Below are 26,563 nucleotides of genomic sequence, written 5' to 3'. Positions count from 1 at the left end.
CCTGCCTCTAATTCGCCCCGATCTTGAGAGAGCAGTGCTGCCATCCGATGCCGTCATCCGTTTTTGACATTCGCCGACTCTTGCCGAAGAAAACGAAAGCTCGATGATCCAGGTCCATGCTACCGGAGGCGTTGTGGTACCGATGTTCAATGCCGAGCAAACCATCGGCGCAACGCTTGCCAGCCAGGCGCGGTAAGACGGCGTGGCGCATAATCCCTTGGTTTCCATCGTGGTTCCTGCGCACAACGCGGAGGTAACGCTGGCGCGCGCACTCGATTGCCTTCTCGATCAGGAAATAGTGGATTGGGAGGCGATCATCGTCGACGACGCCTCCACGGACCGCACGCCCGCGATCATCGCCGGCTATGTGGAGCGCGATGCCCGATTTCGGACGTTGAGCTCTTGCGCCTATAGCGCCGCCGGCGCGCGCAATAGCGGGATTTCGACAGCGCGCGGCCACTGGCTCATGTTTCTGGATGCGGACGATTGGGTGGACGCCAGCTTCCTTGCGAAAATGCTGGCCGCACTGAAAACCGCTCCCGATGCAGTGGCCGCCTATTGCGGCTCTCGGCGCGTGATGCCCGATGGCGAACTCACCCCGTCGAGCATCGCAACCGAGGTTGCGATCCAGCCCTTCGAAACATTTGCCCGCCAGTGTGCCATCCGCACTCACGCGCTGCTCGTCGACCGGGAGACAATTGTCGAGTTGGGTGGTTTCGATGTATCGCTGCGCACCTGCGAGGACTGGGATCTGTGGCAGCGCCTCGCACGTCTGGGCAAAAATTGGGTGATGGTCGACGAGCCGCTCGCTTTCTATCGGACCAGCCCCAACGCGCTCACCCGCAATTCGACGCAGATGCTGGCAGATTCGGAAATCGTGATCGCCCGCGGCTTTTCTCCTGATCCTAGGGTCAAACACCCGGCATCGGCTCACGCCAATGGCGCGATCGAGGCGGACGGCCGTACCGCTTCCGAAGCACTCGCGTGGTTCGCGTTGTGGAACGCAGCGTCGGATTGCGGCTGCGGCTCGCGCTCGATCAACCCGCAGTCCCTGCGCGCGCTCCCGGCAGGACGTAAGTGGGCGCGTGAGATCGCCCAGGTGGCCGTCGATGGCCTTATGGTAGGAAGCCTGTCGGCGCCGGCGCAACTGGCTGCCAGGTGGGACAGGTTCGGCGGCTCCCTCACCGAGTTGATCAACGAACTCGGCAAGGTCTGGGACAATCCCGTCGCGGCTCGCCGCGTCCAGTATCAGCTTGAGCAAATGCTTCTCGACGTCGACGATCTTGCCGCGCCGCGCAGGCTGGCGCGGACACTTGGAATTCGCGTCGACGCTCGAAATCCGACCTCGATCGACCTTCCGCAAGGAATCGATCAAATTTATGCCTATCTGATGATGGATGGCCAGATCGAGGCTGTCGTGCAGTTCGGCGTACTCGGGAAAGTGACAAGGCGTCATTGGATTGAATTGATCCTGAATGTCGTGCCCCCTGAGCGGTTTGTAGGCAGCCTCTCCCGCTATGAGCACGTGAGGCGATCGTCGGTACATTCCCCCCAAAAGGGCGCCGGTGCCGACACGTCAAACATGTTTGCAACCGAGGCATTGTTGACCATGGCGGGGCGCCGGTCTGATCCGGACAGCCACTTCGGCAGGCTCGCGCAATTGGCCGTGGAAGCGCGGGACCTGGTTCGCTCGAGCGCCGAACCTGCAGAGCCTCTCGCCGCGCCGCGCCGCGCACGGGCCGCGGATGGGCACGACAATGATCGCACGTCGTTCTGGAATCGCTATTTCGCGACCGAGGATCCCTGGAACTACGGTTCGCTCTATGAGCAGGAAAAATATGAGCGGCAGCTCGAAATTCTGCCTGCCGGTCCCATCGGACAGGCGCTTGAGCTGGCCTGCGCGGAGGGCCATTTCACGCGGCAGCTGGCGCCGCGAGTGGGCCATTTGACCGCAACTGACATCTCCGCCATAGCCATCGGGCGGGCGGGTGCCCGATGCAGCGATCAGCCGAATGTTGAGTTCGGCGTACTGGATTTCGCTGCGGACACGCTGCCGGGTGAGATGGATCTGATCGTCTGTTCGGAAGTGCTCTACTACCTGGATGACCTCGCCGAGTTGCGGCGCATCGCCAAAAAATTCGCTGAGGCGTTGGCGCCTGGCGGCAGTTTCATCAGCGCACACGCATTCGTGCTACGTGACAATGTTGAAAGGACGGGCTTCGACTGGAACACATTCGGTGCACAAGTGATCTCAGAGTCGCTGGCAACGACCGAAGGCCTCGTCTTGGAGCAATCGATCCAGACCGAGCTCTATCGCATAGACCGCTTCCGCCGCCTGTCACCGGACGACGTGGCGACGGAACCGATGATTGTTCATGTGCCAATCCGCGCGCCCGTCGGAATCGGGGTCGCGCGAAATATCGTCTGGGGCGGGGCGCGGGCCTTGCGCCGCGACGTCGCACGTAGCGAGCGGCGCCAGCGTGTCCCTGTCCTCATGTATCACGGCGTCGCCGATGAAGGTCCGGCCGCGCTCGCCCGTTTTCGGCTCACACCGGCCGCATTCGCCAGCCAGATGGCATGGCTGCGCGCCAATGGGTTCCACGCGATTGGGTCCGAGCAGTTGGAAGGGTCCATCGCCAACCGTCAGCCTTTCGTTGGCCGCCCAGTGGTCATCACCTTCGATGACGGCTTCCAGAACTTTGCCGACCATGCCTGGCCGACCTTGCGCGCAAACGACCTGACCGCGGAAGTGTTCCTGGTGACGGACTTGGTGGGTGAAAGTGCACAGTGGGACGCCGACAGCGGGACGCCGACGCAGCTTATGGACGCCGGGACGGTGCGACGCCTCTCCGGCGAAGGTGCGTTCTTCGGAAGCCATCTGGCGACGCATCGCGCGATCGATGGTCTGTCGAGCTCTGACTTGGCCGCCGAGCTCCTGCGCTCTCGTATGTTCATCGAACGGTGGACCGGTCGGCCAACCACGGCGTTCGCGGCACCCTTCTCTGTCACCGACCGACGGCTTGGCCGGCTGGCCAAGGAGTGCGGCTATCGAATCGGCTTCGGCCGCAAACACGGGCCGGCGGACCTCGACTGCGATCCCATCGACCTTCCGCGCATCGAGATTCGCGGGGACCGCTCGCTCGATGACTTTGTTGCCACTGTCGAGGCCGTGCTCGATAAACGGTGAACTTGTCACCCGCTCACAATGCGCAAGATACAATCGACGAGACGCTCCGCGGTGTGCGCGCTCAGTCCTATCGTGCGCTCAGATTATTGTTGTTGACGATGGCTCACGCGACCAGATTGCCGCGATCGCCCGATGTCACGCGGAGATCGACACGCGCGTGCGGCTGATCGAGCAGGCAAACGCCGGTGTGGCCGCCGCCCGCAATACGGGTTGGCGAGCGGCGCGATCCAACCTAATCGCATTCGCAAGTCTATTGGGCGACTTGGGACACGGCTGACATCAGCTCCTGCGGGCTTGGCGCCCCAAACATGTATCGCCCACCCTCTGGAACCTCCGTGAAGCTCCAGCGGACGATCCCCTGCCGGTCCAGCAGGAACTGACCTATCAGTTGTCCGTGTCCCGTTGCCATCATCTGCTCGTCGGCTTCGGTCACTTCGTAATTGTCCTTCTTGTTGAGGATTTCGCTGGCCGCAAAAGGATCCATAGGACCGGGCAACTCGCTTGGCAGGTCGACCCGCATATCCTTTGCCGCTGCCATCGAGACCTTGTACGGCCAGTTCGTTTCGTTTTGGGTGAATTCGAGATTGGGCAGTCCAAAAGCACGATGTGAAGCGCGTTCAGGGTCGGAGGCCGCAAGCAGATTCGGCATCGGGTGGTAGCGGAAATAGAGACGCGCCCGTTCGATCGGCGTGTTCACCACCGTCAGGCTCCCCACGCCCTTTTCGCGCAGCTCCGGATCAAGCCGCGCCTGGGCGGCGATATGGCGCCGGCAAAACGCACAATGCAGACCTCGAAACAGGCCGACCAGCACCGGTTTTTGTCCGCGAAAATCGTCAAGCGCGATCTTGCCCTCCCGGGTAATGGCGTCGAGCACCAAGTTCGGCGCACGGTCGCCCGGTTGAAGCGGTACCAAGTCACTACCCGCGGACATTTCCAACCTCCAACCCGGCTAGTCGAGAAAAGGCAGCACCACAAGCGCTTCCGGGTCGAGCCCGTGCTGGGCGCATATACCCTGCGCCAGGGAAAAGTAGCGTTCGGCCTCGGCCAGATTGTCGAGGTCGAGATTAAGCGTTGCGAGACCATCATAGCACGGAAACAGCAGTTGGGGCTCGCCCGTTTCGCGGGCTACGTCCAGTGCTTCGTGGAACAAGCCAACCGCCAGGTCCGGACGGCCGTTGCACTGGTGGATCTGCCCAAGCACGATCAACGGCACCGGCAGGTGCTCGCGCTGGTCGAGCGCCCGGTCGATCTCGATGGCCTTCTCGGCAGCAGGCACGCCCTCCGTTGGACAGCGATCCGTGAAAGTACAACAAGCAACCGCCAGATTGGCGAGAAGGCGCGCCTGGAAGCCCAAATCACCAATATGGCGCGCCACTTCAAGACCGCGCCGACAGACCTCCATCGCGTGTACCGGATCGATGGTCGTGTAAAGCACGCCGAGATTGGTGTAGCCGCGGCAGGCCGCGCCCAGTAAACCGGCGGCTTCGGCCAATTCGATGCTACGCTCAATCTGATGCACTGCTTCACGGTTTCGCCCAAGGCGAGCCAGCGCAACAGCCTTGGTATTAAGTGCCTCGGCGGTCACAAGAGTGGCATCACACCCTACCTCGGAGACATGCTCCGTTGTCAGAGCCTGTACGCAATCCAGCGCCGCGTCTGCCCATTTTGCCGCGAGAGCGTGTTCTCCGCTTCGGAACGCCTGTCGGCCGCGTTCTTGCCAGAGATGCGCCTGCTCGATCGGGGCATCCGCGCCATCGAGGAGCGCTGCCGCTTCAGCATAGCGGGATTCTGCGTTGTCCCGCTTGCCGACGTCCCATAGCAGCCGACCGATCTTACGCAAAACTCGCGCCGAAGCGACACGATCGGCTGACTCGCGGTATGCCTGCAACACCGTCTCGTAGTGGTGGTGCGCGATCTCGCGGCGGCCTACCGGGCCGCTCAAATCGGCAATGCGCTCTGCAATTGCCAGTTTGAGCGGTGTTTGCCCGATCGCGCCCAACGCAGCCAGTGCTCGCTCGTAGAATCGAAGGGCGTCGTCGTTGGCGTATATCATGCGAGCGCGATCGCCCGCCGCCTGCAGGTAATGCGCACCCCTCTCCCGCTCGGCGCTCTGTGCGAAATGATGACCGAGCACGGTCAAATCCTCGAGCCGTTCCGGCTTGTCGCCGCACAGTTGCTGCAAGGCAGCACCGACCCGCCCGTGGATGTCGGTCCGGCGTTGCAGGAGCAGATTCTGGTAGATCACGTCCTGCAGCAATGTTTGCGTAAAGCGGTAGCTTTGCGACGAGACCGAGCCTGATCCGGCAACTTCCTCGATGATTTCCGCATCGCAAAGCAGTTCGCAGCCGGCTTCTAGCCGGGCGGGGTCGGCTGTCACGGTTTTCAGCAGTGTGGCATCGAAGCGCGGGCCGATTACGGCGGCTTCCTGGGCCAACCGGCGCACCTCTGGGGGCAGCCGGTCGACGCGAGCGAGCAACATTGCCTGGATAGTGGCGGGAATGCCGGTTGTGACTTCGCCTGCCACAGTCCGCCATCGCTGGCCCTCGCGCATCAGTACACCGCGATCGATAAGGCCGCGAACGATCTCCTCTACAAAAAGGGGGTTGCCGCCCGCGCGCTCGAGGATCTGGTCGAGAAGCCCTCCTGCGGAGTTTACCCAGCTCTCGCCGAAAAGCGCCGCCAGCAGGCTGCGTTCGTCATCACTGTTGAGCGGCGAAAGCCTGAGTGCTGTGTGACTGACCCGACTTGAGTCGAGCTGGCCGTTGTCCGGCGCCGGACGATGCGTGACCAGCACCATCAGCCGCGTGCGTTCCAACCTGTCCATCACGAAACGTAGTGCCTCGAGCGACACGGCGTCGGCCCAATGCAGGTCTTCGACGACAATCAACAGCGGCGACAACGCAAGCCGCCGCTCGATGATTGTGCGGACTGCATAGAGAATTTGCCGCCGCAGCTGCTCGGGCTCGACATGCTGCAAGGTGGCATCGGGGTCGCCAAGGCCAAGCACATGGTAGAGCAAAGGCATCAGCCGCTTCGCCTCCTCGCCCTGCAGGCCGAGATCGGCAAGCAAGCCTGCGAGCTTACCCCGCATTTCGTCCCCATTGTCGTTTTGCATCATCCCGGCAGCGCTGCGCACCACTGCGCCCAAGGCGCCAAATGATTGTTCGCCCAGCGGTGAGCACGTGGCCTGCCGCACGGCGACGTTGCGAAAACGATCCTCGTCGCCGACGCGGGCGACGAACTCCTTCACGAGCCGCGATTTCCCGATACCGGCTTCTCCGACGAGGCGGACAAGTTGGGCCGAGCCGCCGCACGCCTGGTCAAGGCTCGCCAGCATTCTATGAAGCTCCGCACCACGACCTATCATCGGCGCGCTGAGGCCGAGCGCCTCGAGCCCACGCGCTGCACGCGGCGCCGCAAGCGGTGCATCCAGTCGATGGACGAGCACACTGCCAGCCTTGCCGCGAAGCACGACATCACCCAGCGGCTCGTAAGAGAAGGCATGCCGGGTCAGCCTGTGAGTGAGCTCGCCTACCAGCACCTCACCCGGTGCGGCCAGCGATTGCAGGCGTTGCGCCGTATTCACGGTGTCGCCGGTCACCGAATAGGATTTGGCGGTGCCGATGCCCAATCCGCCAGTGACGACCGGACCAGTGTTTATGCCGATGTGGAGTAACAAAGGCGAGCCGGAGTGGGGCGCGCTTTCGCCGAGCCGCGCCGTCCGGGCGATCATGTCGAGAGCGGCGCGAAGCGCACGTTCAGGATCGTCCTCATGCGCGACCGGCGCACCGAACAAAGCGAGCAGTGCATCGCCGATGAATTTGTCGACGAAACCGCCAAAGCTTCGCACGGCCGCCGTCAACTCCTTGAACAGTTCGTTCTGCAACGCTTGCATCACCTCGGGGTCGAGCTGCTCGCTGAGTGTCGTGAAGCCGCAAAGGTCGGCGAACAGGACCGTTACCGTCCGGCGATCGGCGTCAGAGACGGGATGCAGCCCATCTTCGCTTTCGATGTTCGGAAGCAGCGACGGAGTTCGAGAAGGCGACACAATGGTCCGGCTTGGCGTCGGAGCAGGCCGTTCGACGGCTTTTGCGGGCGCACCAACGCTTGCCCCACATTTCGGACAGAACTCGAAATCAGGTGCGCAGGGGTAGCCGCAACTGGCGCATGGCACGGGCTGGCGCCTGCCACACCTCGGACAGAAAGCGTAACCGCCCTCAACCTCGAAACCGCAGCCCGAGCAGTCCATAGAACAAGACCTCACTAGGGGCCGTGACGGCGTGATCTCGCTACGCACTTCACGGCCAGGGTATTCACAAGGATGAACCGATAGCCGTCGACCAGCAAGCGGCAGCGCAAATGGGCATCGAGCGATCAGTGTGGGTCCGGTGGCAGAGCGCTGCCGATACGGGCGGCTGAGTGGCTGTCGTTTGCGTCGAAGCAGCGTTGACAGCCCTGTTCGAGGATATCAGCAAGCCATCCGCTATCGTTCTTCCCTGACCACAAGCGGACTTACTGCTTACGCCCAAAACAAGACGCTGATTGTCTGGCGCTGAGCGTCGGCAGTTGGCGCTACTTGCTCGTTCCCATCGACCCGACAAACGGCACCATTCAAGCCCGTTGCGGACGCTCGTTCACAGAAGGCGTACGGTGAAGTTTGACCCGATGCTGCCGTTCAGTCTCACGATCACGAAGGTCCGATAATGTGAGAAAAGGCGACATGGGATCGCGACGGAAAACTGAAATATCGGAAAGTCGCTTCACTCGAGCCCGATCCACACAAAGCCGTCCTGCTTTCGGCAGGGATACACGATCAGCTTTGCGCGGTTTTTCGAAATGTCACCCAAATATTCAAGGCCCGCCCTGGTACCATCGTGCTCCAACTTTGCCCACTCCCTGATTTCGCCGGTAAGCAGGTCGAAACAACTCTGATGCCAGCGGCAGACCAGGCCAAGATCTGCGGTGATCGTGCTCTCCGTGTGTGGGAGCTTCAGCACTTCGGCCTGAGCGGAACTTCGGCGTTCGTAGAGCGGCAGATGAAGATGTGGGCAGGCATTGTTGAAGGCGCAATAGTTGTCGGATCCGCGAACGACGACGATATCGTAATCTTCAAAATCGAGAATCCGGCGTTCGTAGGGCTGAAGCTCGCCTTCGGCAAAAGCGCGAATCCACCTCCTGCCGCCCTGACGGATGGTTTCGCGAGGCCGTCTGGCATTCAGCTCGGCGTCAATTTCGGGCTTCAGCCTGACGATTTCGAACAGGCTTGTGCGCTCGCCGGTACCGCGAAGGCGCACCCTGACGAAGTCGGCGATTTCCACCTTTTCGGCGATCTGGTCGCGGAGGGCCTCGGATATCAGCAGGCGCGTACCAGCATCTTTGTTGGCCGCCTCGACCCGGCTGGCCAGATTCACCACATCGCCGATTGCCGTGAGACGTTCGTGTCCGGCGAAACCCAATGTGCCGATGACGGCTTCGCCATAGTTGAGGCCGATACGAATATCGAAATCGATGCCATACATCGAGCTGAAGAACGGCTTCAGACGATCGACTGTGGCGAGGGTCTGGAGCGCGGCGTTGACGGCGCGGAGCGGAGCGTCGGGCTGGTCGTCGATGCCGAATATTGCCATAAGCCCATCGCCGATGAGTTTGTCGATGAAACCGCCATTCTGCTCGATGATGTCGCCGACCTGGGCGAAGTAGCGATTGAGCAGATACATCACGTCGTAGGGCGAAAGCCGCTCAGACAGCGCCGTGAAATCGACAATGTCACTGAAGAAGACCGCAACATGCTTTGCTTCGCCACAACGCGTCGCGGCAGAACCGCCAAGCTGGCTGGTGATCATCATATCGGTTTCGTCCAGCACCAGGCGTCGGACGCGAAGCTCGCCTTCCGGCCTGAGCTGACAGGCCAGCCTAACTTCATCCGCCAATCTCAACCGGTCCGCCATCGAAGTCTCAGCGGAATTCCGGTCCGGGCAGGCCTCCAGGCCATCGAGCACCCAGACGCGGCATGTCGAGCATTTCGCCCGGCCGCCGCAGGCATGGGCGAACGGCACGCCCGATCTGAGAGCCGCCTCGAGCAAGGTCTCATCGGCGGCCACGTTAAAATCGATCTGGTCAGGTAGAGCGGTTACTTTGGTCATATTCTTGAACAGAGGTCTGCGGCGTTGGCAGGTTCGCCAGTGTAGCACCAATCGGCTCAGGCAATCGAATGGTGATCGTTCGCTTGGCGGAAACACGAATGTCGGCTCGTTGCGGGCGGTCGTTCGCAGAAGGCGTTCGATGAAGTTTGACCCAATCGCGACGCTCACTCCGGTCAGTGCTAACGTCCGGATTTGGCGCGCGATTCCGACCTCGGCGAACGAAGTTATAACACGCCATTCCAGTGTACGATTGCTTCGCCAAATTGGGTGTGCGCCGCAGCACAGCCAGGATATCCGCGCTCGCGGAAAGGGCTGTCCCCGCTGGCGGGATTGGCGTAAACTACGGTCTTGGGGGTGCATCCATGCACCGCATCATCACCATAGCCATCGTAGCGGCCGCGTTGAGCTGTTCCGCGCATGCGGACGTGCTGATCGGCGGCGCAGGTCCGAACACGGGGCCACTCGCCTGGGTCGGCGAGCAGATGCAACGCGGCACGGAGATGGCCGTGGCCGACATCAATGCGGCGGGAGGCGTGCTCGGCCAGCAGGTGGAGTTCATCTCGGTCGACGATTTCTGCGATCCCGAGCAGGCGGTGGCAGCCGCCCAGAAGCTGGTGGCCGACGGAGTCGTGTTCGTCGTCGGGCACTACTGCTCGGGATCCTCGATTCCCGCATCCAAGGTGTACGAGGCGGCGCAGGTTCTGCAGATTTCGCCAGGATCGACCAATCCGCTGCTGACAGAACAGGGCCGCACCAACGTTTTTCGCGTCACTGGCCGTGACGATGCGCAGGGCCTCGTGGCCGGCAATTACCTGGCCGACCAGTGGGGCAACAGGAAGATCGCGATCCTCCACGACAGTTCGACCTACGGGAAGGGTTTGGCCGACGAGACAAGAAAGCAGTTGAACAAGCGGGGCGTGACCGAAGCTGTCTACGACGCCTACACCCCCGGCAAGAATGACTATTCCTCGGAGATCGCTGCGTTGCAGGCCGCGGGCATCGCCGTGGTGTATGTCGGCGGCTATCATACCGAGGTTGCGCTGATTGTTCGCGGTGCACGCGACCGCGGCTACACGGCTCAGATCGTCTCGGGCGATGCCCTGGCGACCGAGGAATTTGCCCTGATCGCCGGCCCTGCGGCCGAGGGGACCCTTTTCACCTTCCCGGCGGATCCGCGGCCAAACCCTGAAGCGGCCGCGGTTGTGGAGAAGTTCCGCGCCGAGAACTTCGAGCCCGCCGGTTACACGCTGCACAGCTACGCCGCCGTCCAGATCTGGGCGCAGGCGGTCGCGAAGGCGGGTTCGCTGGAGCCGACTGGGGTCATCGCGGCACTGCACGGATATGAGTTCCCCACAGTCCTGGGCCTGGTCGATTTCGACGACAAGGGCGATCTGACGAAGCAAAGCTGGGTTTGGTACGTCTGGAAAGGTGGAGAGTATGTGCCGGTTGAATAGGGACCCGTCGACATGCGGCGTGCCGCTTGAGATCTGATGCAGACCAGTGTGGCGGGATCCTTCAGACTCGCCGCGATGCTTGAACGCCTCGGCATACGCGGCCGCTTGCTGTTCGCTTTCTTCGGGATCAGCGCCCTTGCGGTGCTGGCAACCGCCGCGGCCCTCTATGCCTTCCTTCAGGTTGGCGAGGTCGTAGACCGCATCACCAGGGATCGAGTGCCGCCGGCGCTCGCCTCCCTCCAGCTGTCCCGCCAGGCCGAGCGGGTAGCCGCTGCCGCGCCTTCGGTGCTGGCAGCGACAAGCAAGGCTGAGCACAGCGCCGTCTCTGCTGCTGTCGCTGTCGAGATGTCCCGTCTCGAGGTTCTGCGCACGGACCTCAGGGACGCTACGCTCGGCACAGTGCCTTTGGCCGAAATCGAGGAAGCCGCGATTGTTCTGAGGCGCAACCTGAAGGAGCTCGACTCTCTTGTTGCCGCCCGGCTGGACGTGGTCGCCCGCAAGGAGGAGCTCCTGAACCGCCTCTCCGCGACGACGACCGGAAGCCAGCGCCTCGTGGCTACCGGCATTCTGGTGATGGATTCCAGGCTCCCGCAATGGCGGGCGGTCGCGGCCGACACGTCGCTTTCGCCGGATCGACGCGCAGCGGCGATGGCGGACCTGGTCCAGGCGATTGCGGCCTACATTCCACAGCAGAAGGCGCAGCAGGAGATTTCGGCGGTCAACGACGCGCTGGTCAAGGCCGCGAATGCGCCAACGCCGGGCGACCTGGCGTTGATCCTGTTTCCGCTGCGCCGCTCGCTCGCCGCTCTTGAAACGGCTTCCACCCAGATCGACGAGAAGCTGCGGACCCGCTTCCAACTGCGGGTGGAGGAGTTCAAAGCCCTAACCGACGGCGAGAAAAGCATCCTCAAGGCACGGGAGGACGAATTTGCCGTCCTGGCGCAGGGCGAAAAGCTTCTAGCCGAAAACAATCGGCTGTCGCGCAATCTTACCGCTGCCGTCGATCGCCTGGTCGCCACGGCAGACCAGGAGATCGCTGCGTCCGGTCGCGAAGCTGCGGTCGTCCAGCGCTATGGTACCGGAGTTGTCCTTGGCTCCGCCTTCTTCAGCCTCTTGAGTTCGGTTCTGGTTGTCTGGCTCTACGTCGATCGTAGCCTTCTCGCCCGTCTGGGAGCAGTGAGCCAGGGTATGCTTGCAATCGCGGGTGGCAATCTGCATGCGCCGCTGCCAGCCGCGGGCAGCGACGAAATCGGGCGCATGGCGGAAGCGCTGAGACTCTTCCGGGATACTGCTGTCGAGGTCGAGGAAAAGAACCTGCGCGACGTTGCGGAAGCTCGTCAGCGGCTCATCGATGCCATCGAAAGCATCTCCGAAGGATTCGCTCTGTACGACGGGGAGGACCGGCTCGTCCTCAGCAACAGCCGCTACCGCGAATTGCTCTACACCGGTCTGGAGACCGAACTGACGCCCGGCACGACATTCGAGCAAATCATTCGCCGATCCGCTGAGCGCGGCTACATCAGGGACGCCGAGGGGCGGGTCGAGGAGTGGGTCGCCGAGCGCCTCTCGCGGCACCGCAACCCTGGCGAACCTTGGGTGCAGCGGCGAGGGGACGGGCGATGGGTCATGATCAGCGAGCGGCGGATCAGCGCCGGCGGCACGGTCGCCGTCTATTCGGACATCACTGAGCTGAAGCAAAGGGAGGAGAACCTCGCCGAGAAATCCGTGGTTCTGGAGGCGCTTTCCAGCAAGCTGGCGAAGTATCTGGCGCCCCAAGTGTATCGCTCGATATTCACCGGCCGCCAGGAGGTCAGGATCGCCAGCCAGCGGAAGAAACTGACAATATGCTTCTCCGATATCGCGGGCTTTACCGAGACCACTGACAAAATGGAATCCGAGGATCTCACCCAACTCCTCAATCACTATCTGACGGAAATGTCGAAAATTGCTTCGGATCACGGCGCGACGATCGACAAATATGTCGGCGACGCGATCCTGATGTTTTTCGGCGATCCCGAGACTCGCGGCGTCAAGGAGGACGCGCTGGCTTGCGCGCAGATGGCACTAGCAATGCAAAAGCGGATTAGCGAGCTCGCCGAAGTCTGGCGGGACATGGGGATCGAAATACCGCTGCGCTGTCGCATCGGCATCCATACCGACTACTGCACCGTCGGTAACTTCGGCAGCGAGGACCGAATGGACTACACGATAATCGGCGGCGCCGTGAATCTCGCCTCGCGCCTGGAGCAGGAGGCGCCGCCGGGGGCCATCCTCATTTCCTACGAGACGTTTGCGCAAGTGAAGGACTCAATCGACTGCGAGGAACTGGGGCACGTCCAGGTCAAGGGGATCGCCTATCCCGTCGCCACCTACCGCGTCATCGATCTGAAGGCCAATCTGGCGGCCGCTCGTCGTGCCGTTCGAACCGAGCTGCCGCACTTCAGGCTGGAACTTGAACCGGAGCTGATGTCCCCTGACGAGCGTGGCGATGCCGCCACTGCACTTCGAGATGCGCTGGATCGGCTTTGTCACAAGCCCGGGTAGTAGGGCTTGGTCCACAACGACCCCTCCCAATGGACGCAAGGAGTGGGATGTGGGACGCCGCTCATCAGGCCTTGAACTGCAGACAGCTCGCAGGCAAGCCATATGATCGTCGAGGCGGAAGCCGTCGTCGAAATCCCGAAAGGTATCAGCGTCAAGGAAGCGGCCGGATCAGACGCCAGAGGCTCACCGATAGATCGCCGTCGCTTGCGGTTGCGCACTAGAAAATCAACCTGAAACAAGGCCTGAAGCGAGGCTCAGGTCGGCTTGATCTCTGCCTGGCCGATCTTGCGCCATCGGGCGTTTTCGCGAACCAGTTTCAGGTCGTCGGTCGTCTCGGCAAATGTCCGCAAACGGTATTGCCGGAGCAGGTCCGGGAAGAGCGCCCCTTCCGGTAGGCCGGCAAGCTGCTCGCGGACCGAGATCTTTTCATCGATGACCCGCATGCCCCAGGCATTTTCCCGAACCTGCAGCTCCGCAGCCAGATCGCGCTCTTCCGGCGCGTTTTCATCTAGCGCAGCCAGCAGGATCGAGTGGAAAAGCGCTACATAACCAATCTGTCTCAGGCCGCCCACAACCCGCACGCGCGGCAATATAGCAAGGACGAGAAACATCAGGAACAAGTTCGGCAGCAGCACGCCGTCCAGCAGCGCCTGCTTGAGATGCGGCCGCTCGAACGGGATGGAAAGACCATGCGGCCTGTCGGGCTCGATCAGGCGCCCGTTCTCGAGGACGAGCTTGCGCACGCGCTCCTCGCGGATGCCCCAGAAATAGGCCGTGGCATTGGGCAGGAATCTGCCAAATGGGCTCGATGCGGCCTCTTGCAAGGCACGTTCGAGACGCTGGCGCCTTGCGGGCTCCATGAGCAGCCTGGAAAGAAGGCTGCCGTCATATTCCAGATGCCGCGCCATGGCAGCCGCGGCGAGCCGATCATCGATGAAAACCGGCATTGCCATGCCGGAACGATCCCAATCGGCGACCAGATCCTCGTTGAGGGCTGTCAGCGCATCGGCGGCGGTTCCAAACACCTTGTCCCGGCTGGCAAGCAGTGTGCCCAGCCAGCGGCTGGCATCCGTTTCGTCGCCCACCGCTTCGAGCGCGCGCTTGTTGAGGGTGACGGGACCTGCCACGCAGGCGCTTTTGCGGCACAGTTTGTGGCGCCCCATGCCAAACAGGTTGACCTTGTCGTCGCCGACATCGAGCCATCCCGGCCCCTCCCGGCCTATTGTCTCCATGGTCATCGTCGTTCCCATGAAGCTGAAGAAGGCCGACAGCCCGTTTTCGACCGCGCCGAGCCAGGCAAGCAGGAGGGCATCGAAGGTTATCCGGTCCATCAGAAGCAGGCAGTGCAGGCCGGACTGAATCACCGGCCTGTGCTCGAATTCTTCGAGGGCCTTGCCGATCTCTTCAGGCTGCATGATCACACCAAGGCGCTGGTCCAGGACTTCGCGCAGGATCGAGCGGGCAGCGATCGCCGAGCCCGATGCGGGCCTTGCCACCGGCCGCCACAGATGGCGGGCGTAATCGGAAACCGGTGCATTCCAATTCTGCTCGATGTCACGCACGACTTCCGGGCAGAGCAGCGACAGCACAGCCAGAATTTCCACCGGAGGCGTAGGGGTTGGATCAACGACGGCGGTCATTGGTCCGGTCTAGCCGCTTGCGATGCAAACGCCAAGGGAGACCAGACTCGCAGGATGCGGCCGGCCCACACATAGGTTGTCAACGCGATTAAAATGGTGTGGGACGAAATTGACCGTATCCAACGGAGTTCTCCATGAGCAATCACCTGTTCGCCGACACGGCACGAATTGTTGGATTGGCTAACAGTTAAGGCCATACAGCGGATCTCAGAACCGCAGCCGGGCCATGCTCAGGAGGTCGTGGTACTGCCCGTCGGTAAAACCGGCCTTCACATGCCGGCCTTCGACCTCGAAGCCGTGGCTTGTGTAGAGACGGACGGCCGATTCGTTGTCGGCATAGACGGTCAATTCGACCCGCTTCAGGGCACGCCAGTTGTCGGCCACGTCAAGCAGGGCGCCAAGTATGGCAGAGCCGATACCCTTGCCGACAAAGGCATCGTCAAGGCCGATATTGATCTCGCCGATATGCGAACGGCGCGGCGAACCCTGCACGACCAGGTTGCCATGGCCGACGACCTTGCCGTCCAACTCGGCAACGATCCAGGTGGTTTCCTGGCCGGACTTGGCGATGCGCCGCTCCACCTGCTCCACCATCTCGAACGGCATCCTGAGCGTGCCCCTGCGGAAGCCCGGCATGTTGAAGATAGCGCAAAGCGCCTCCGCATCGCTTGGCCTGACGGACCGGAGTTGCGGCTGGATTTTCTCGGAGGATGGCGAAGTCGTGCTGGTCATGGCGCTCCCGGCGAAGGCAATCGGCCCGGCACGATGCACCGGACGTCACCTGAAAATCCAGCCGTCTCTGCAGCCTATGCCGATTGCGAGCTAAAATACCGGGAGGCGGCGTAGAGTTTGAAGACGCCGCTGATGCCGATCCAGCCGAAAAGGGCGAGCCAGCACAATGTCCCGGTCGCCGTCCAGTCGATCCGGTGCACCGCAGCGTCAGTGATGACGAGGCCAAGGATGGCAAGCAGGCCAACCAGAAACTGCGCCAAGCCGAGCACCAGCAGTTCCTCGCGCGGCGCGCTTCTCCAGACGAGATATATGCCGCCCGAACCGGCGAGGAAGATGGCGCTGTAGACCTGAGCGTGGAAGGCATCGATCGGCCATGGCCAGATGCTGCCGAATGTCAGGGGAAACAGCAACAGACCGACGCCGTAGATTCCAAGGATCGCCGATTCCGCCGGCATGTAGCCGCGCCATGCGGGGTTTAAGGTCACGCCTTTTGCAGAAGGACGGGTCCTGGCCCGCCACAGGAACAGCCCGGATACCGCGACCGAAGCAAGATAGACCAAAAACCAGAGCCAGGGCGCTTTGCGCTCGAAGTTGAAATAGCCGAGATTGATGAACGAAGCCACCGACACGATGACGGTGAAGATGAAGGCCATGACGAGCACGAGCCTGCCGGGCGACCAGCGATTCCAGACCAGCAGCGCTGCCATCACGACCATTTCGGCGGTGTAGAAGCCGCCGAGGAAGCGGGCATTGAACGGCGTGACGGCCCAAGGCCAGCGCGGCTTGACCAGCACAGGCGCGAAAAACAGGCTGGCGCCCACGATCAGGACGATGATGACCACCACCGAGAAAAGGCGCAGGGCCGCGGGAAATGGCGGGTTGTTGGATGTCGGCATGGGAGAAAGCCCCAAAGATTGAATGCCCTATGGACCATCATAGTGCCGCTTGCGGCTGGTGAAAATCCGCCGAATGGAAATTGAACTGTCACCAGGCGTATCCATTCGAATGGCCGTACGGTCCGTTTCGAAGTAAGATGGAGCGCCCGGACCGAAGACCGGTCCGGTCAACATGTCTCGGGGACGCATTTTCCGGAGCCGGCACGATGAACGAAGCTCAGGATCTGTTCTCGCTTCTGCGGCAATCGACCGATGTCGATCCACAGGCAATCGACGCGATCAGCCGAACCATCGCGGAGGGCAAGGACCGCGAACTTTGCCGCATCAATGCGCCAGCCTTCGCCATCAAGCATGGCCTCGACGAGGAACGCGCCATAAGCGCCTTTCTCCATGCGGCGCGGGTGGGCATCTTCGACATTTCCTGGAATGTTCTGTGCCCCGGCTGTGGCGGCGTGCTCGACACCAACGCCACGCTGAGAACCCTGCAGAAGGACGAATACACCTGCGCACTGTGCTCCGAGGGCTATTCGCCGACACTCGACGAGATGGTCGAGGTGACATTCACCGTCAGTCCCCGCGTGCGCAGGATTGCCGCCCACAATCCACACGAACTGCCGGTGGTGGAATATTTCCGCCAGATCTACTGGGCGTCCGGCGTCGATCTGCCGGAAGAGGATTTGGCGAAAAAGATGGAAGCGTTCTCGCTGGAGGATATCGAGCTTGCGCCTGGTGAAAAGGCGGTTCTGCCCATACAGCTTCCGTCCGAATTCATCATCGTCTTCGAGCCGGTCACCCATTCAGCGCAGTTCATCGACGGGAAGGGCGAACCAACAAAAGAGCGCCGAAGCCTCTCTTTGGTCTTCGACCGCGACCATGTCCAGAGCCAGACGCTGGAGATGCAGCCCGGCCCGTTGCGCATTTCGCTGGAAAACAGGACCGACGCCCGCGTGCTGCCGACGGTCTTCATCGCCGGCCAGGTATTGCATGATTTCCTGGGCAAACGCCGGCCCTTCCTGACTGCCAAGCGCCTGCTCACCAACCAGACGTTCCGCGATCTCTATCGCACGGATACGCTCGACATCAACCAGCGCCTGAAGATCACCAGCCTGACCTTCCTGTTCACCGACCTGCGCGGATCGACCGAGCTTTACGAGCGAGTGGGCGATCTTTCAGCCTTCGATCTCGTGCGCGAGCATTTCCAGGTTCTGCACGAGATCGTCGCGGCGGAGGCAGGCGCGGTGGTGAAGACGATCGGTGATGCGGTGATGGCGACCTTCGCGACGCCTGATCGTGCGATAGCTGCGGCCCTCAGGATGCGTGATGCCATGCGTGCGCTCAATGACAAAAGCGGGCGCGAGGATCTTCTGCTCAAGATCGGAGTCCATGCCGGCCCCTGCATCGCCGTGTCTATGAACGAGCGACAGGACTATTTCGGCCAGACGGTCAACATTGCTTCGCGGGTCCAGAACCTTGCCAACGCACAGGCGATCTTCGCCACTCGTGCGGTGGTCGACGACAATCTCACCGCCGATCTGTTGCACAGGAACGCGCTGACGCCCGTGCCCCACGAGGTCTCGCTGCGCGGCATTGAGCGGGAGATAGCAGTCTATACGATCCCCTGAAGACTTGGCCCCTGAAGATTTGGCCCCTGAAGATTTGGGTCGTCTCGGCCCCTCACACGCGCCTGCAGACAAAATAACGATCGGGGGGCACCGAAGGCGGTGGCGGGAGGGGTTGCAACAGCGGGTGATCGAGCGGCGTGCCGCTGACCGCGATGCCACCGACGCGAAGCAGGCGCGCGATCAGATCGGGAAGCCAGGTAGAGGTCACTGCATCGCGATCGTCATAGCCGGTGCCGATGTCGGCATGAACAAGAGCCGCGTCGACGCCAATGAACCTGGTCGCCGTCTCGCGTATTTCGCCGAGCACGAGGTTTTCAGCTTCTGGAATTGAGCTGGCGTGTGCGCCAAGTTCGCGGTCGAACACCACGATCCGGCGTCCGGGCAGACGCTCGCGCAGATGGTGGAACGTCCGACCATTGCCGAGGCCGAGCTCGAGCACCAGCCCTTCCATCTTCGCCACCTCGGGGCAAACTTGATCGAGAATGTCGCGCTGTGCAGTCATCCTGCTGATGAAATTCTCGAGGCGAGTCATATGCGTTGTGTGTCCTGAACCCAGCTCAAGAGATCGGCAATGCCCGCGACCAGAACGGTTCACGGGTGAAACCCGAGGGCGACGTGTTTAACCCCGATCGCGTCTCGGCACATATAGAGGCGAACGATGAACGCTGCAATAACCGAACAGGCTGCCGACAAGGATCATACTGGGTGGAGTCGGCGGCCCGGCGCGCGGCGGAATTGCGATCTCACTTGTAGGGATCTGCGGCGTCCCGCAAGCCGTCGCCGAGGAAGTTGAACGCCATGATGACGAGAATGACGGGGAGCATCGGCAAAAGCAGCCATGGATAGAACGCGATCACGCTGACGCTGCGCGCCTCGGTAAGCAGGATGCCCCAGCTGGTTATCGGCGCCCTCAGGCCGAGCCCGAGGAAGCTCAGAGCCGTCTCGCCCAGGATCATGCCGGGTATGGAGATCGTCGCCGTCGCGATCAGATGCGACATGAAGCCGGGAATGAGGTGCCGCCCGATGATGCGGCTGCTCCTGGCGCCCATCAATTGCGCGGCCAGAACGTAATCCTCCTCGCGCAAGGCCAGAAGCTTCGAACGCACGGCCCGCGCCAGTCCGGTCCAGTCGAGTAGCCCGAGGATGACGGTGATGCCGAAATAGATCAGGATCGGACTCCAGGTTATCGGCATGATCGCCGCCAGAGCCAGCCATAGCGGAATGCTGGGGATCGATTGCAGAACTTCGATTATCCGTTGAACGATCAGGTCGAAGATGCCGCCGTGATAACCGGCCAGTCCGCCGATGACGATACCGAGCAGGAAGCTGAAACTGATGCCGACGAGGCCGATTGTCAGTGAAATGCGTGCGCCATAGATGATACGCGAGAGCACATCGCGCCCCAGCCTGTCAGTGCCGGCCAGAAAGAGCTGGCCGTTCTCGGCAGGGCAGACAAAATGCCTGTCACCTTCGATCAGGCCCCAGAACCGGTAACTGTCGCCCTTGCAGAAGAAACGGAGCCGCTGAACATCATCCTGTTTCTCGATGTAGTTCCGCTTGAGCGTGTCCATATCCAGCGTCATCTGGCGGCCATAGACGAACGGCCCGACGAGCTGGCCGTTGTGGAACAGATGCACCCGCTGCGGCGGCGAATAGATGTAGTCCATGTTGCGCGTGTGCAGATTGTAGGGCGCCAGGAACTCGCAGATCAGTATCCCGAAATAAAGCGCTGCCAGGAATATGCCGGATACAACGGCAAGCCGGTGCATCCGGAATTTCCACCACATCAGCCGCAACTGCGACGCCTGAAAGACCTTCGACTGCTCCGGCGTCATCGTCTCGACCGACTGCAGGTCAATGGGCGCGATGGAAACGTAGTGTTGCAGCGGAGCACCCGGGGCGGGCAGCGGCGAATGCTTGTTCATTTGGTGCTACCGCCCTGCAAACGAATTCGTGGATCAAGCAGCGCCAGCGCCAGGTCGGAAATCAGGACACCAATGACCGTCAGGAAGGCGAGAAACATCAGGAACGACCCTGCCAGATACATGTCCTGGCTTTGCAGCGCCTTGATCAGCATCGGCCCGGTCGTTTCCAAAGATAGCACGATCGCCGTGATTTCGGCGCCGGAGATGATGGCCGGCAGGATAGAGCCGATGTCGGAAATGAAGAAATTGAGCGCCATGCGCAGCGGATATTTGACCAGCGCCCTGAAGGGATGAAGGCCCTTGGCGCGCGCGGTCACGACATACTGCTTGTGTAGCTCATCGAGCAGATTGGCGCGCAGCCGCCGGATCATGCTTGCCGTGCCCCCGGTGCCGATGATCAAGACCGGGATCCAGAGATGGGCGAGGATGGACTTCGCCTTGGCCCAACTCATCGGCTCGCCGAGATATTGCTGGTCCATGAGATGGCCGATGGACGTGCCGAACCAGATGTTGGCGAAATACATCAGGATCAGCGCCAGCATGAAGTTCGGAATGGCAAGGCCGAGAAGGCCGAGGAAAGTCAGCCCGTAGTCGCCCCAGCTATATTGACGCGTTGCGGAGTACATGCCGATCGGAAAGGCGATGAGCCAGGTGAAGATGATCGTGACGAAGGAAACCAGCACGGTCAGCCACATTCGATCCCCGACGACGTCGCGAACCGGCAACTCATATTCGAAGGAATAACCGAAATCGCCATGCAGCATCCCGCCGACCCAGTAGAAGTAGCGAATGATCGGCGGCTTGTCGAAACCATATTCCTTGCGCATCATCTCGATGCGATCGGAATCCACGCCTTCGCCCTGAGCCCGAAGCTCGGCAACATAGCTGTCGAAATAGTCGCCTGGGGGAAGTTCGATGATGGTGAACACCAGCGCCGATATGACCAGCAGCGTTGGAACCATCACGGTGATGCGCCAGACAATATATCGAAGCACGCTCAGGAGTCTCCAAGCCAGAATGTATCCGGCATGTAGACACCGAAATAGGCAGTCGGGTCGTAGCCGTAGAGCGCCTTGTCAGGCAGATTGCGCAGCCGCGAGGACGCCAGAACCGGCTGATGCGTTCCGTTCACCGTGCCGATCGAAAACACCTGATCGGTGTAGATCGACAGCATCGAATTCCAGATTTCGGCGCGCTCCGTGGCTTCGGTCGATGCGTTCCAGCGCTTGAGTAACGCCATCAACTCGACCACAGGCGGAAGATCGGGCGCCTCACCCATCTTGCCATGAGACAAGTAGTGAGCACCCCAGAGCGGCCATTGCAGCTGGTCGTCGATGGTGGGGGCCAGCTGGCTCGGGTTCATGTCGGCGGTCGGCACGCCATTGTCGATGCCCGACCACATCGACATCATGATCTGGCCGCCAAGCGCGCGGCTGCGGAAGATATCGCGCTGCGAAGTCCGGATGAACAGGGCGATGCCGATCTTGCGCCAGTGATCGGTGATGAGTTCGAGCGCGTCGGTTTCCAGCGTGCTTTCGCCGGCCGTTTCCACGATGATCTGCGCCGGGCGTCCATCGGGAAGTATCCGCAGGCCGTCATCGTCACGCGTCTGAAGCCCGACCTCGTCGAGCAGGGCATTGGCCTGGTCGGGATCATGGGCGACCCAGGCTTTCGCGAATTCCGGCCGGTAGAGCGGGCTCTCCGGCAGGACCGTATCGGCACTTTCCTGCGCCAATCCGTAGAACACGGCCATATTGATCTCGCGCCTGTCCACAGCGAGCGAAAGTGCGCGGCGCACGCGCACGTCACGCAAAAGGCCACGCCACACCTGGTCGGCACAATTCAGATTGGGCAGCAGCGCCAGCCGCGAACCCTGTGTGCGTTTCCAGAGATGCATCTTCACCGGGTAGCGCTTCTCCGCATCCTTCAGGAAGGAGTAGTCGCTGAAGTCAATTCCCATGCATTGCAGGTCGCTCTCGCCCGCACCGGTCTTGGCGGGAATGATCGCCGACGAGCTGACATTCATGACAATCCGGTCAACATAGGGCAGTTGCCGGCCATTCTCGTCTATTCGATGAAAGAACGGGTTGCGCTCGAAGACGAACTGCTCAGCCGGCGGCTTGGTCCGGTTCTGCCAGGGATCGAGCGTCGGCAGAAACGGGTTCTCCGGGCGATACTGCCGCGACATGCGGATATGCAGGAGCGTCCATTTTTTGACCCGGTTCTCCTTCATTAGGCCGGAGAGCCGGAATGGATCCTGGTATTTCTTGTGGAACTGCTTGAGGTAGGCGGCCGGCAGAACAAGCGATAGCGGCGAAGCAGCAGCGAGCTTGGGCAGGAAGTCGGGATTGGGCGCATCCCAGCTATAGCGGACCGTCAACGGATCGACGATCTCGAAGCGTGGCGGCCTGTCGTCCGCCAGCAGGGCCGGGGCGAGCCCGCCTTGCGAAAGCTCATCGTTCAGCCAGACATCTTCCCAGCAATAGCGAAAATCCTCCGGCGTCAGCAGGCTGCCGTCAGACCATTTATGCCCTTCCCGTATCTTGAACGTGAAGACGCGATCATCCGCTACGTCGAAACTTTCGAGAATGTCGGGTTGCATGTTAAGCTTTTCGTCATAGCCAACCAGGCGAGAATACCCGTAGATCGTCATCATCCGGATATCTTTCTGGCTGCCGATGATCGTACGCAGCGTGCCGCCATACTGGCCGGGCTGCCGGCCCATCGCAGCGAGATTCAACACGCGCGGGCTCTTGGGCAGGCGTTCGGCGAGTGCCGGCAGAGCCCTGGCCTTCAGCTGCGGCTGAAGAAATTCCGGCTCCAGATCGCCGGCGCGCAACGTGCCCGGCAGAAATGCCGAAGCCATGAGGCCAAGGACGGTGCGCCGGCTGATCAATGGCGTAGCTCGCTGACATCGGCCGAACGTCGGGCCAGCACGAGGTGGCCGCCGCCAAGATCGAGCGGCGACAGCATATCCTCGTCGCCCTCGTCGCGGAATTGCGGTCCCCATGCGCTGGTGTCGGAAGCGCCGCTGAGCTTCAGCGTCTTGAAATCCATCGGCCTGTCGAGATCGGGGAAAGGCACTGCGGCGACGAGTGAGCGCGTGTAGGGGTGGATCGGTTTCCTAAGCAGAATTTCGCGCGGCGCAAGCTCGACGATACGCCCGCCGCACATCACCGCGATGCGGTCTGCCATGTAGTCCACCACCGCCAGGTTGTGGGATATGAACAGGTAGGTCAGGCCCAGTTCCTTCTGCAGGTCCTTCAGAAGGTTCAGGATCTGCGCCTGGACAGAGACATCGAGCGCCGAAACCGGCTCGTCGCAGATCAGGAGTTCAGGCCCCAGCGCCAACGCGCGCGCGATGCCGATACGCTGACGCTGCCCGCCGGAGAAACTGTGCGGATAACGCTTGATGAAGCGCGGATCGAGCCCGATTGCCTGCATCAGGCTCTTGACCGTGGCGAGTCGGGACGCGGCATTGCCACGTTGATGGATTTCCAGCGGCTCGCTCAAGATGTTCTCCACCGTCATGCGAGGTGAAAGCGACGAAACCGGATCCTGGAAGACCATCTGGATTTTCGCGCGCAGCATGCGCAGGGCGCCTCCCTCGGCTTCCAAGACGTCGATCGGTCCATCGCGGCCGTTGAAGATCACAGAGCCGCCGCTAGGGGTGACAGCCCGCATGAGGATCTTGCTGACGGTGGTTTTACCGCAGCCGCTTTCGCCGACCAGACCCAGGCACTCACCCCGCCTGATATCGAAGCTCACGCCGTCGACGGCGCGAACAGAGGTTTGATGATCCCCGCCGAACCATCCGGACTTGCGGATGGTGTAGGTTTTTTTCAGATCTCTGACCGACAGCAGGATGTCGTCCGGCCCCTTCGATGCCGGCGCCGTCTGCTTGCCGAGCAGGTTCCCGACATTCACCGGCACCTCGCGGAGCGCCTTTAGCCTTTCGCCAGGCTTCAGGTCGAAATGCGGAACGGCTGCCATCAGGCCCTTCAGGTAGGGGTGACCTGGCCGGCGGAATATCGCCTCGACAGGTCCCGCTTCCATGATCTCGCCATGGTAGATGACCACCACCTCGTCGGCGACATTGGCGACCACGCCGAGGTCGTGCGTGATCAACAGCATCGCCATGTTCAGCTTGGTCTGAAGCTCGCGCAGCAATTGCAGGATTTGCGCCTGGATGGTGACGTCCAACGCCGTCGTCGGCTCGTCGGCGATCAACAGGGCGGGCCGGCAGATAAGCGCCATGGCGATCATGGCGCGTTGACGCAATCCTCCCGAAAGTTCAAAGGGATACATGTCATAGGCGCGCTTGGGATTGGGAAAGCCGACAAGGCCGAGCATTTCCTCGGTCCGCGCCTTGCGCTCCGCCCGAGCCATGGGCGTATGAATCTGCAGGGATTCACTGACCTGGTTGCCGATCGTGTGCAGCGGCGACAGCGATGTCATCGGCTCCTGAAAGATCTTGCCGATGCGGCTGCCTCTCAACGCCCGGATTTGGGGTCCGTCACGCGGCATCTGCAGGATATCCTGGGTCGTGCCGGGCTTTTCAGGATCGGAAAACAGGATACGGCCACGAACATGGGCTGTCTTCGGCAAAATGCCCATCACTGCCTGGCTGATAACCGATTTTCCGGAACCGGACTCGCCCACAAGCGCGGTAACCTTGCCGGGCAGGACGCGAAGATTTGCACGCCTGACGGCATGCAACGGTCCCCCGATAATGGCAAAAGAGATGCCAACATCCTCGATCCGCAGCAGATCAACGCCCGAATTCATTCTCACACCAGCCCATTCTGGCCGCCTGCCGGGCGGCAGGCCCCAGAAAGCGAGACTAGCGCATTGCCAGCCTAGAGCAACTTGGATTCGAAACGGTCACCAGTTCCCTGGCGGAACCGGCAACCGGACTGCATACCAAAGGTGTTCGGATCAGATCGGGGCGGTTACTGGAGCTTCCTCGGGTCGCCCGCCGACAGCCGCGCGGCATCGCGATGAAGCAACATGACCTGCTCGGCGTCCGATATTCGGTCGTGAATCGGCTCCAGCGCACCGTCTTCATCGAGTGCGAGGGCACCCGACAGATCGGGTGAAAGCACCGTCAGCTTCTGCTTGATGCCCGCCAGTTCCTCGTTGCCGAGCGTCAGCCAGCTGTTGGCGCCGCAATAGCTGGCAAAGTCCTTGCTGGCGAGAACGCTGTGCGGATATTTCTTGGTCAGGGTCTGGAGGCGCTGTACCTCGTTTACAGCCGAGCCGAAGACAGAGAATGTGAGCCGGTCGGTAAGCCCGACATTGCCGAACATCACATTGCCGACATGCAGGCCGATACCAAATTTTATGTCGCCCAACCCCTGCTCCTTTCTGCGCAGATTGAGGTCCATCATGCGCGCGCTGGCCTTGTGCGCTGCCGCAAGAGCGGCCTGGCAGGCGATCTCGGACTGCGAGCGGTGCCTTTCGCAAGGGTAGACGGCAATGAAGCCATCACCTATGAAACTCATGATCTGCCCGCCTGTGCGATTGAAAGGGGCGGCAACGGCGTCGAAAAACTGGTTCAGCGTATCGATGTAGATTTCGCGGCCGGAGGTTTCGGCAAGCCTTGACGACCCGCGCATATCGCCCATGACCAGTGCGGCCCGGATTGTATCGCCCTCGCCGCGCTTGATCTGACCGTTCAGCACGCGCCTGCCGGCGTCGCCGCCGAGATAAGTGGTCATCATGTTGTCGGCGAGCTTGGTGAGCACTGCCATCTTGGTTGCGATAGCGAGATGGTTCTGGATGCGCAGCAGCGCCGAAATCATGCTGTCGCTGAAGCCTGCAGAACTGTCGGTGGACCAAGACCCCATCATGCCCTGACTGGTGTTGCCGCTGAAGGGATGGACGAAAGCCATGTAATCGGTGACGCCCATAAGCCTGAGTTCATCGAAAACAGGAAACTCTGACCGCACCGACGAGTCGAACCGGCGCCGCAGATGGTCGAGCTTGTTGCTGAGCAGATGGTAGTATGGGCTGGTCAGGAATCTGTCAGACTGCACGCCGCCCTCATTGCGGAAGCCTTCCATTTCCATGCCCTGGCCGCGAAGCCAGGTGAAGCCAAGCGCGTCATAAAGCGGATGAAGCATCGAAAAGCTCAAATGCACCCGCTTCAGCGGCAGACCGGCAGCAGCCAGCCGTTCACAAAAGCCTTTTATCAATGTTTCCAGGTCGTTGCCCGCCAGCGCCGATTGGGTCAGCCAATCGGCAACCTTATCCATGAGAATGGTGGAAATTTCTGCTTGCGCTGTGCTCATGCTATCTCGAAACCCGTCGAAGACGAGCCATTCTCCTTTGATCCGCCCACAACACAGTCCGCCAACGACCCAAAGATAAGCTCTCGAAGTCAATGAAGCCGGCTTCGGCGGCCAAAGCCGGCGAAGA

17 protein-coding genes are annotated in these 26,563 nt (G+C 61.4%); 5 read left to right on the top strand and 12 right to left on the bottom strand.

The window, feature by feature from the left end:
• The first annotated feature begins 202 nt into the window (after positions 1-202).
• On the top strand, positions 203-3,187 hold the full coding sequence (locus ACSQ3Z_RS00195) for a glycosyltransferase (RefSeq protein WP_436169421.1): 2,985 nt from the start codon (positions 203-205) through the stop codon (positions 3,185-3,187).
• Positions 3,144-3,464, top strand: a complete 321-nt coding sequence (locus ACSQ3Z_RS00190; protein ID WP_436169420.1) for a glycosyltransferase family 2 protein — start codon at positions 3,144-3,146, stop codon at positions 3,462-3,464. The genes ACSQ3Z_RS00195 and ACSQ3Z_RS00190 overlap by 44 nt, the downstream gene beginning before the upstream one ends.
• On the opposite strand, the gene ACSQ3Z_RS00185 is transcribed toward ACSQ3Z_RS00190, so the two are convergent.
• The 3 genes from ACSQ3Z_RS00185 to ACSQ3Z_RS00175 all read right to left on the bottom strand — a co-directional run bounded on the left by ACSQ3Z_RS00185 (position 3,438) and on the right by ACSQ3Z_RS00175 (position 9,498).
• Positions 3,438-4,118, bottom strand: coding sequence for a redoxin domain-containing protein (locus tag ACSQ3Z_RS00185; protein WP_436169419.1), 681 nt, complete (start codon positions 4,116-4,118; stop codon positions 3,438-3,440). The two genes, ACSQ3Z_RS00190 and ACSQ3Z_RS00185, sit on opposite strands and share 27 nt — an antisense overlap.
• 18 nt (positions 4,119-4,136) lie before the next feature.
• The gene (locus tag ACSQ3Z_RS00180; RefSeq protein WP_436169418.1) at positions 4,137-7,436 is read right to left on the bottom strand and encodes an ATP-binding protein; all 3,300 of its coding nucleotides are present in this window, start codon (positions 7,434-7,436) and stop codon (positions 4,137-4,139) included.
• 511 nt (positions 7,437-7,947) lie between these two features.
• On the bottom strand, positions 7,948-9,498 hold the full coding sequence (locus tag ACSQ3Z_RS00175) for an adenylate/guanylate cyclase domain-containing protein (protein WP_436169417.1): 1,551 nt from the start codon (positions 9,496-9,498) through the stop codon (positions 7,948-7,950).
• 194 nt (positions 9,499-9,692) lie between these two features.
• Between ACSQ3Z_RS00175 and ACSQ3Z_RS00170 the strand changes: the two genes are divergently transcribed.
• Both ACSQ3Z_RS00170 and ACSQ3Z_RS00165 read left to right on the top strand, forming a co-directional pair.
• Entirely contained in the window at positions 9,693-10,784 is a 1,092-nt protein-coding gene (locus tag ACSQ3Z_RS00170) for a branched-chain amino acid ABC transporter substrate-binding protein (RefSeq protein ID WP_436169416.1), read from the top strand.
• A 75-nt stretch (positions 10,785-10,859) separates the two neighbouring features.
• On the top strand, positions 10,860-13,328 hold the full coding sequence (locus tag ACSQ3Z_RS00165) for an adenylate/guanylate cyclase domain-containing protein (protein ID WP_436169415.1): 2,469 nt from the start codon (positions 10,860-10,862) through the stop codon (positions 13,326-13,328).
• Positions 13,329-13,582: 254 nt separating this feature from the next.
• Here the strand turns inward: ACSQ3Z_RS00165 and ACSQ3Z_RS00160 are convergent, their stop codons facing one another.
• The 3 genes from ACSQ3Z_RS00160 to ACSQ3Z_RS00150 form a co-directional block, all read right to left on the bottom strand.
• Positions 13,583-14,968 (bottom strand): hypothetical protein, encoded by a 1,386-nt coding sequence (locus ACSQ3Z_RS00160; protein WP_436169414.1) that lies wholly within the window; start codon positions 14,966-14,968, stop codon positions 13,583-13,585.
• Between the two features lie 207 nt (positions 14,969-15,175).
• Positions 15,176-15,700, bottom strand: a complete 525-nt coding sequence (locus ACSQ3Z_RS00155) for a GNAT family N-acetyltransferase (RefSeq protein ID WP_436169413.1) — start codon at positions 15,698-15,700, stop codon at positions 15,176-15,178.
• 74 nt (positions 15,701-15,774) lie between these two features.
• Positions 15,775-16,596 (bottom strand): hypothetical protein, encoded by an 822-nt coding sequence (locus tag ACSQ3Z_RS00150; protein WP_436169412.1) that lies wholly within the window; start codon positions 16,594-16,596, stop codon positions 15,775-15,777.
• Positions 16,597-16,802: 206 nt separating this feature from the next.
• Between ACSQ3Z_RS00150 and ACSQ3Z_RS00145 the strand changes: the two genes are divergently transcribed.
• Positions 16,803-18,218: an adenylate/guanylate cyclase domain-containing protein gene (locus tag ACSQ3Z_RS00145; RefSeq protein ID WP_436169411.1), complete on the top strand. Its 1,416-nt coding sequence runs from the start codon at positions 16,803-16,805 to the stop codon at positions 18,216-18,218.
• A gap of 52 nt (positions 18,219-18,270) precedes the next feature.
• On the opposite strand, the gene ACSQ3Z_RS00140 is transcribed toward ACSQ3Z_RS00145, so the two are convergent.
• The 6 genes from ACSQ3Z_RS00140 to ACSQ3Z_RS00115 all read right to left on the bottom strand — a co-directional run bounded on the left by ACSQ3Z_RS00140 (position 18,271) and on the right by ACSQ3Z_RS00115 (position 26,436).
• Positions 18,271-18,750, bottom strand: a complete 480-nt coding sequence (locus tag ACSQ3Z_RS00140) for a class I SAM-dependent methyltransferase (RefSeq protein ID WP_436169410.1) — start codon at positions 18,748-18,750, stop codon at positions 18,271-18,273.
• Between the two features lie 211 nt (positions 18,751-18,961).
• Positions 18,962-20,143 carry an ABC transporter permease gene (locus ACSQ3Z_RS00135; RefSeq protein ID WP_436169409.1) on the bottom strand — a complete coding sequence of 394 codons (1,182 nt, stop codon included), beginning with the start codon at positions 20,141-20,143 and terminating at the stop codon, positions 18,962-18,964.
• Entirely contained in the window at positions 20,140-21,138 is a 999-nt protein-coding gene (locus ACSQ3Z_RS00130) for an ABC transporter permease (protein WP_436169408.1), read from the bottom strand. The genes ACSQ3Z_RS00135 and ACSQ3Z_RS00130 overlap by 4 nt, the downstream gene beginning before the upstream one ends.
• 2 nt (positions 21,139-21,140) lie before the next feature.
• On the bottom strand, positions 21,141-23,039 hold the full coding sequence (locus ACSQ3Z_RS00125; protein WP_436169407.1) for an ABC transporter substrate-binding protein: 1,899 nt from the start codon (positions 23,037-23,039) through the stop codon (positions 21,141-21,143).
• Positions 23,036-24,931, bottom strand: a complete 1,896-nt coding sequence (locus ACSQ3Z_RS00120; protein ID WP_436169406.1) for an ABC transporter ATP-binding protein — start codon at positions 24,929-24,931, stop codon at positions 23,036-23,038. The genes ACSQ3Z_RS00125 and ACSQ3Z_RS00120 overlap by 4 nt, the downstream gene beginning before the upstream one ends.
• A 164-nt stretch (positions 24,932-25,095) precedes the next feature.
• Entirely contained in the window at positions 25,096-26,436 is a 1,341-nt protein-coding gene (locus ACSQ3Z_RS00115; protein WP_436169405.1) for an adenylate/guanylate cyclase domain-containing protein, read from the bottom strand.
• Positions 26,437-26,563: the final 127 nt, after the last annotated feature.

The sequence above is a fragment of the Mesorhizobium sp. LjNodule214 genome (genome assembly GCF_964252735.1).
Classification (GTDB): domain Bacteria; phylum Pseudomonadota; class Alphaproteobacteria; order Rhizobiales; family Rhizobiaceae; genus Mesorhizobium.
The sequence above is the reverse complement of the archived record's forward strand: the minus strand, read 5'-3'. Positions and strand labels throughout refer to the sequence as shown.

Coding starts and splice junctions, on each gene's coding strand:
- ACSQ3Z_RS00190 (WP_436169420.1), top strand. CDS start 3,144: ATGACTTTGTTGCCACTGTCGAGGCCGTGCTCGATAAACGGTGAACTT.
- ACSQ3Z_RS00185 (WP_436169419.1), bottom strand. CDS start 4,118: ATGTCCGCGGGTAGTGACTTGGTACCGCTTCAACCGGGCGACCGTGCG.
- ACSQ3Z_RS00180 (WP_436169418.1), bottom strand. CDS start 7,436: ATGGACTGCTCGGGCTGCGGTTTCGAGGTTGAGGGCGGTTACGCTTTC.
- ACSQ3Z_RS00170 (WP_436169416.1), top strand. CDS start 9,693: ATGCACCGCATCATCACCATAGCCATCGTAGCGGCCGCGTTGAGCTGT.
- ACSQ3Z_RS00165 (WP_436169415.1), top strand. CDS start 10,860: ATGCTTGAACGCCTCGGCATACGCGGCCGCTTGCTGTTCGCTTTCTTC.
- ACSQ3Z_RS00160 (WP_436169414.1), bottom strand. CDS start 14,968: ATGACCGCCGTCGTTGATCCAACCCCTACGCCTCCGGTGGAAATTCTG.
- ACSQ3Z_RS00155 (WP_436169413.1), bottom strand. CDS start 15,700: ATGACCAGCACGACTTCGCCATCCTCCGAGAAAATCCAGCCGCAACTC.
- ACSQ3Z_RS00150 (WP_436169412.1), bottom strand. CDS start 16,596: ATGCCGACATCCAACAACCCGCCATTTCCCGCGGCCCTGCGCCTTTTC.
- ACSQ3Z_RS00145 (WP_436169411.1), top strand. CDS start 16,803: ATGAACGAAGCTCAGGATCTGTTCTCGCTTCTGCGGCAATCGACCGAT.
- ACSQ3Z_RS00140 (WP_436169410.1), bottom strand. CDS start 18,750: ATGACTCGCCTCGAGAATTTCATCAGCAGGATGACTGCACAGCGCGAC.
- ACSQ3Z_RS00135 (WP_436169409.1), bottom strand. CDS start 20,143: ATGAACAAGCATTCGCCGCTGCCCGCCCCGGGTGCTCCGCTGCAACAC.
- ACSQ3Z_RS00120 (WP_436169406.1), bottom strand. CDS start 24,931: ATGAATTCGGGCGTTGATCTGCTGCGGATCGAGGATGTTGGCATCTCT.
- ACSQ3Z_RS00115 (WP_436169405.1), bottom strand. CDS start 26,436: ATGAGCACAGCGCAAGCAGAAATTTCCACCATTCTCATGGATAAGGTT.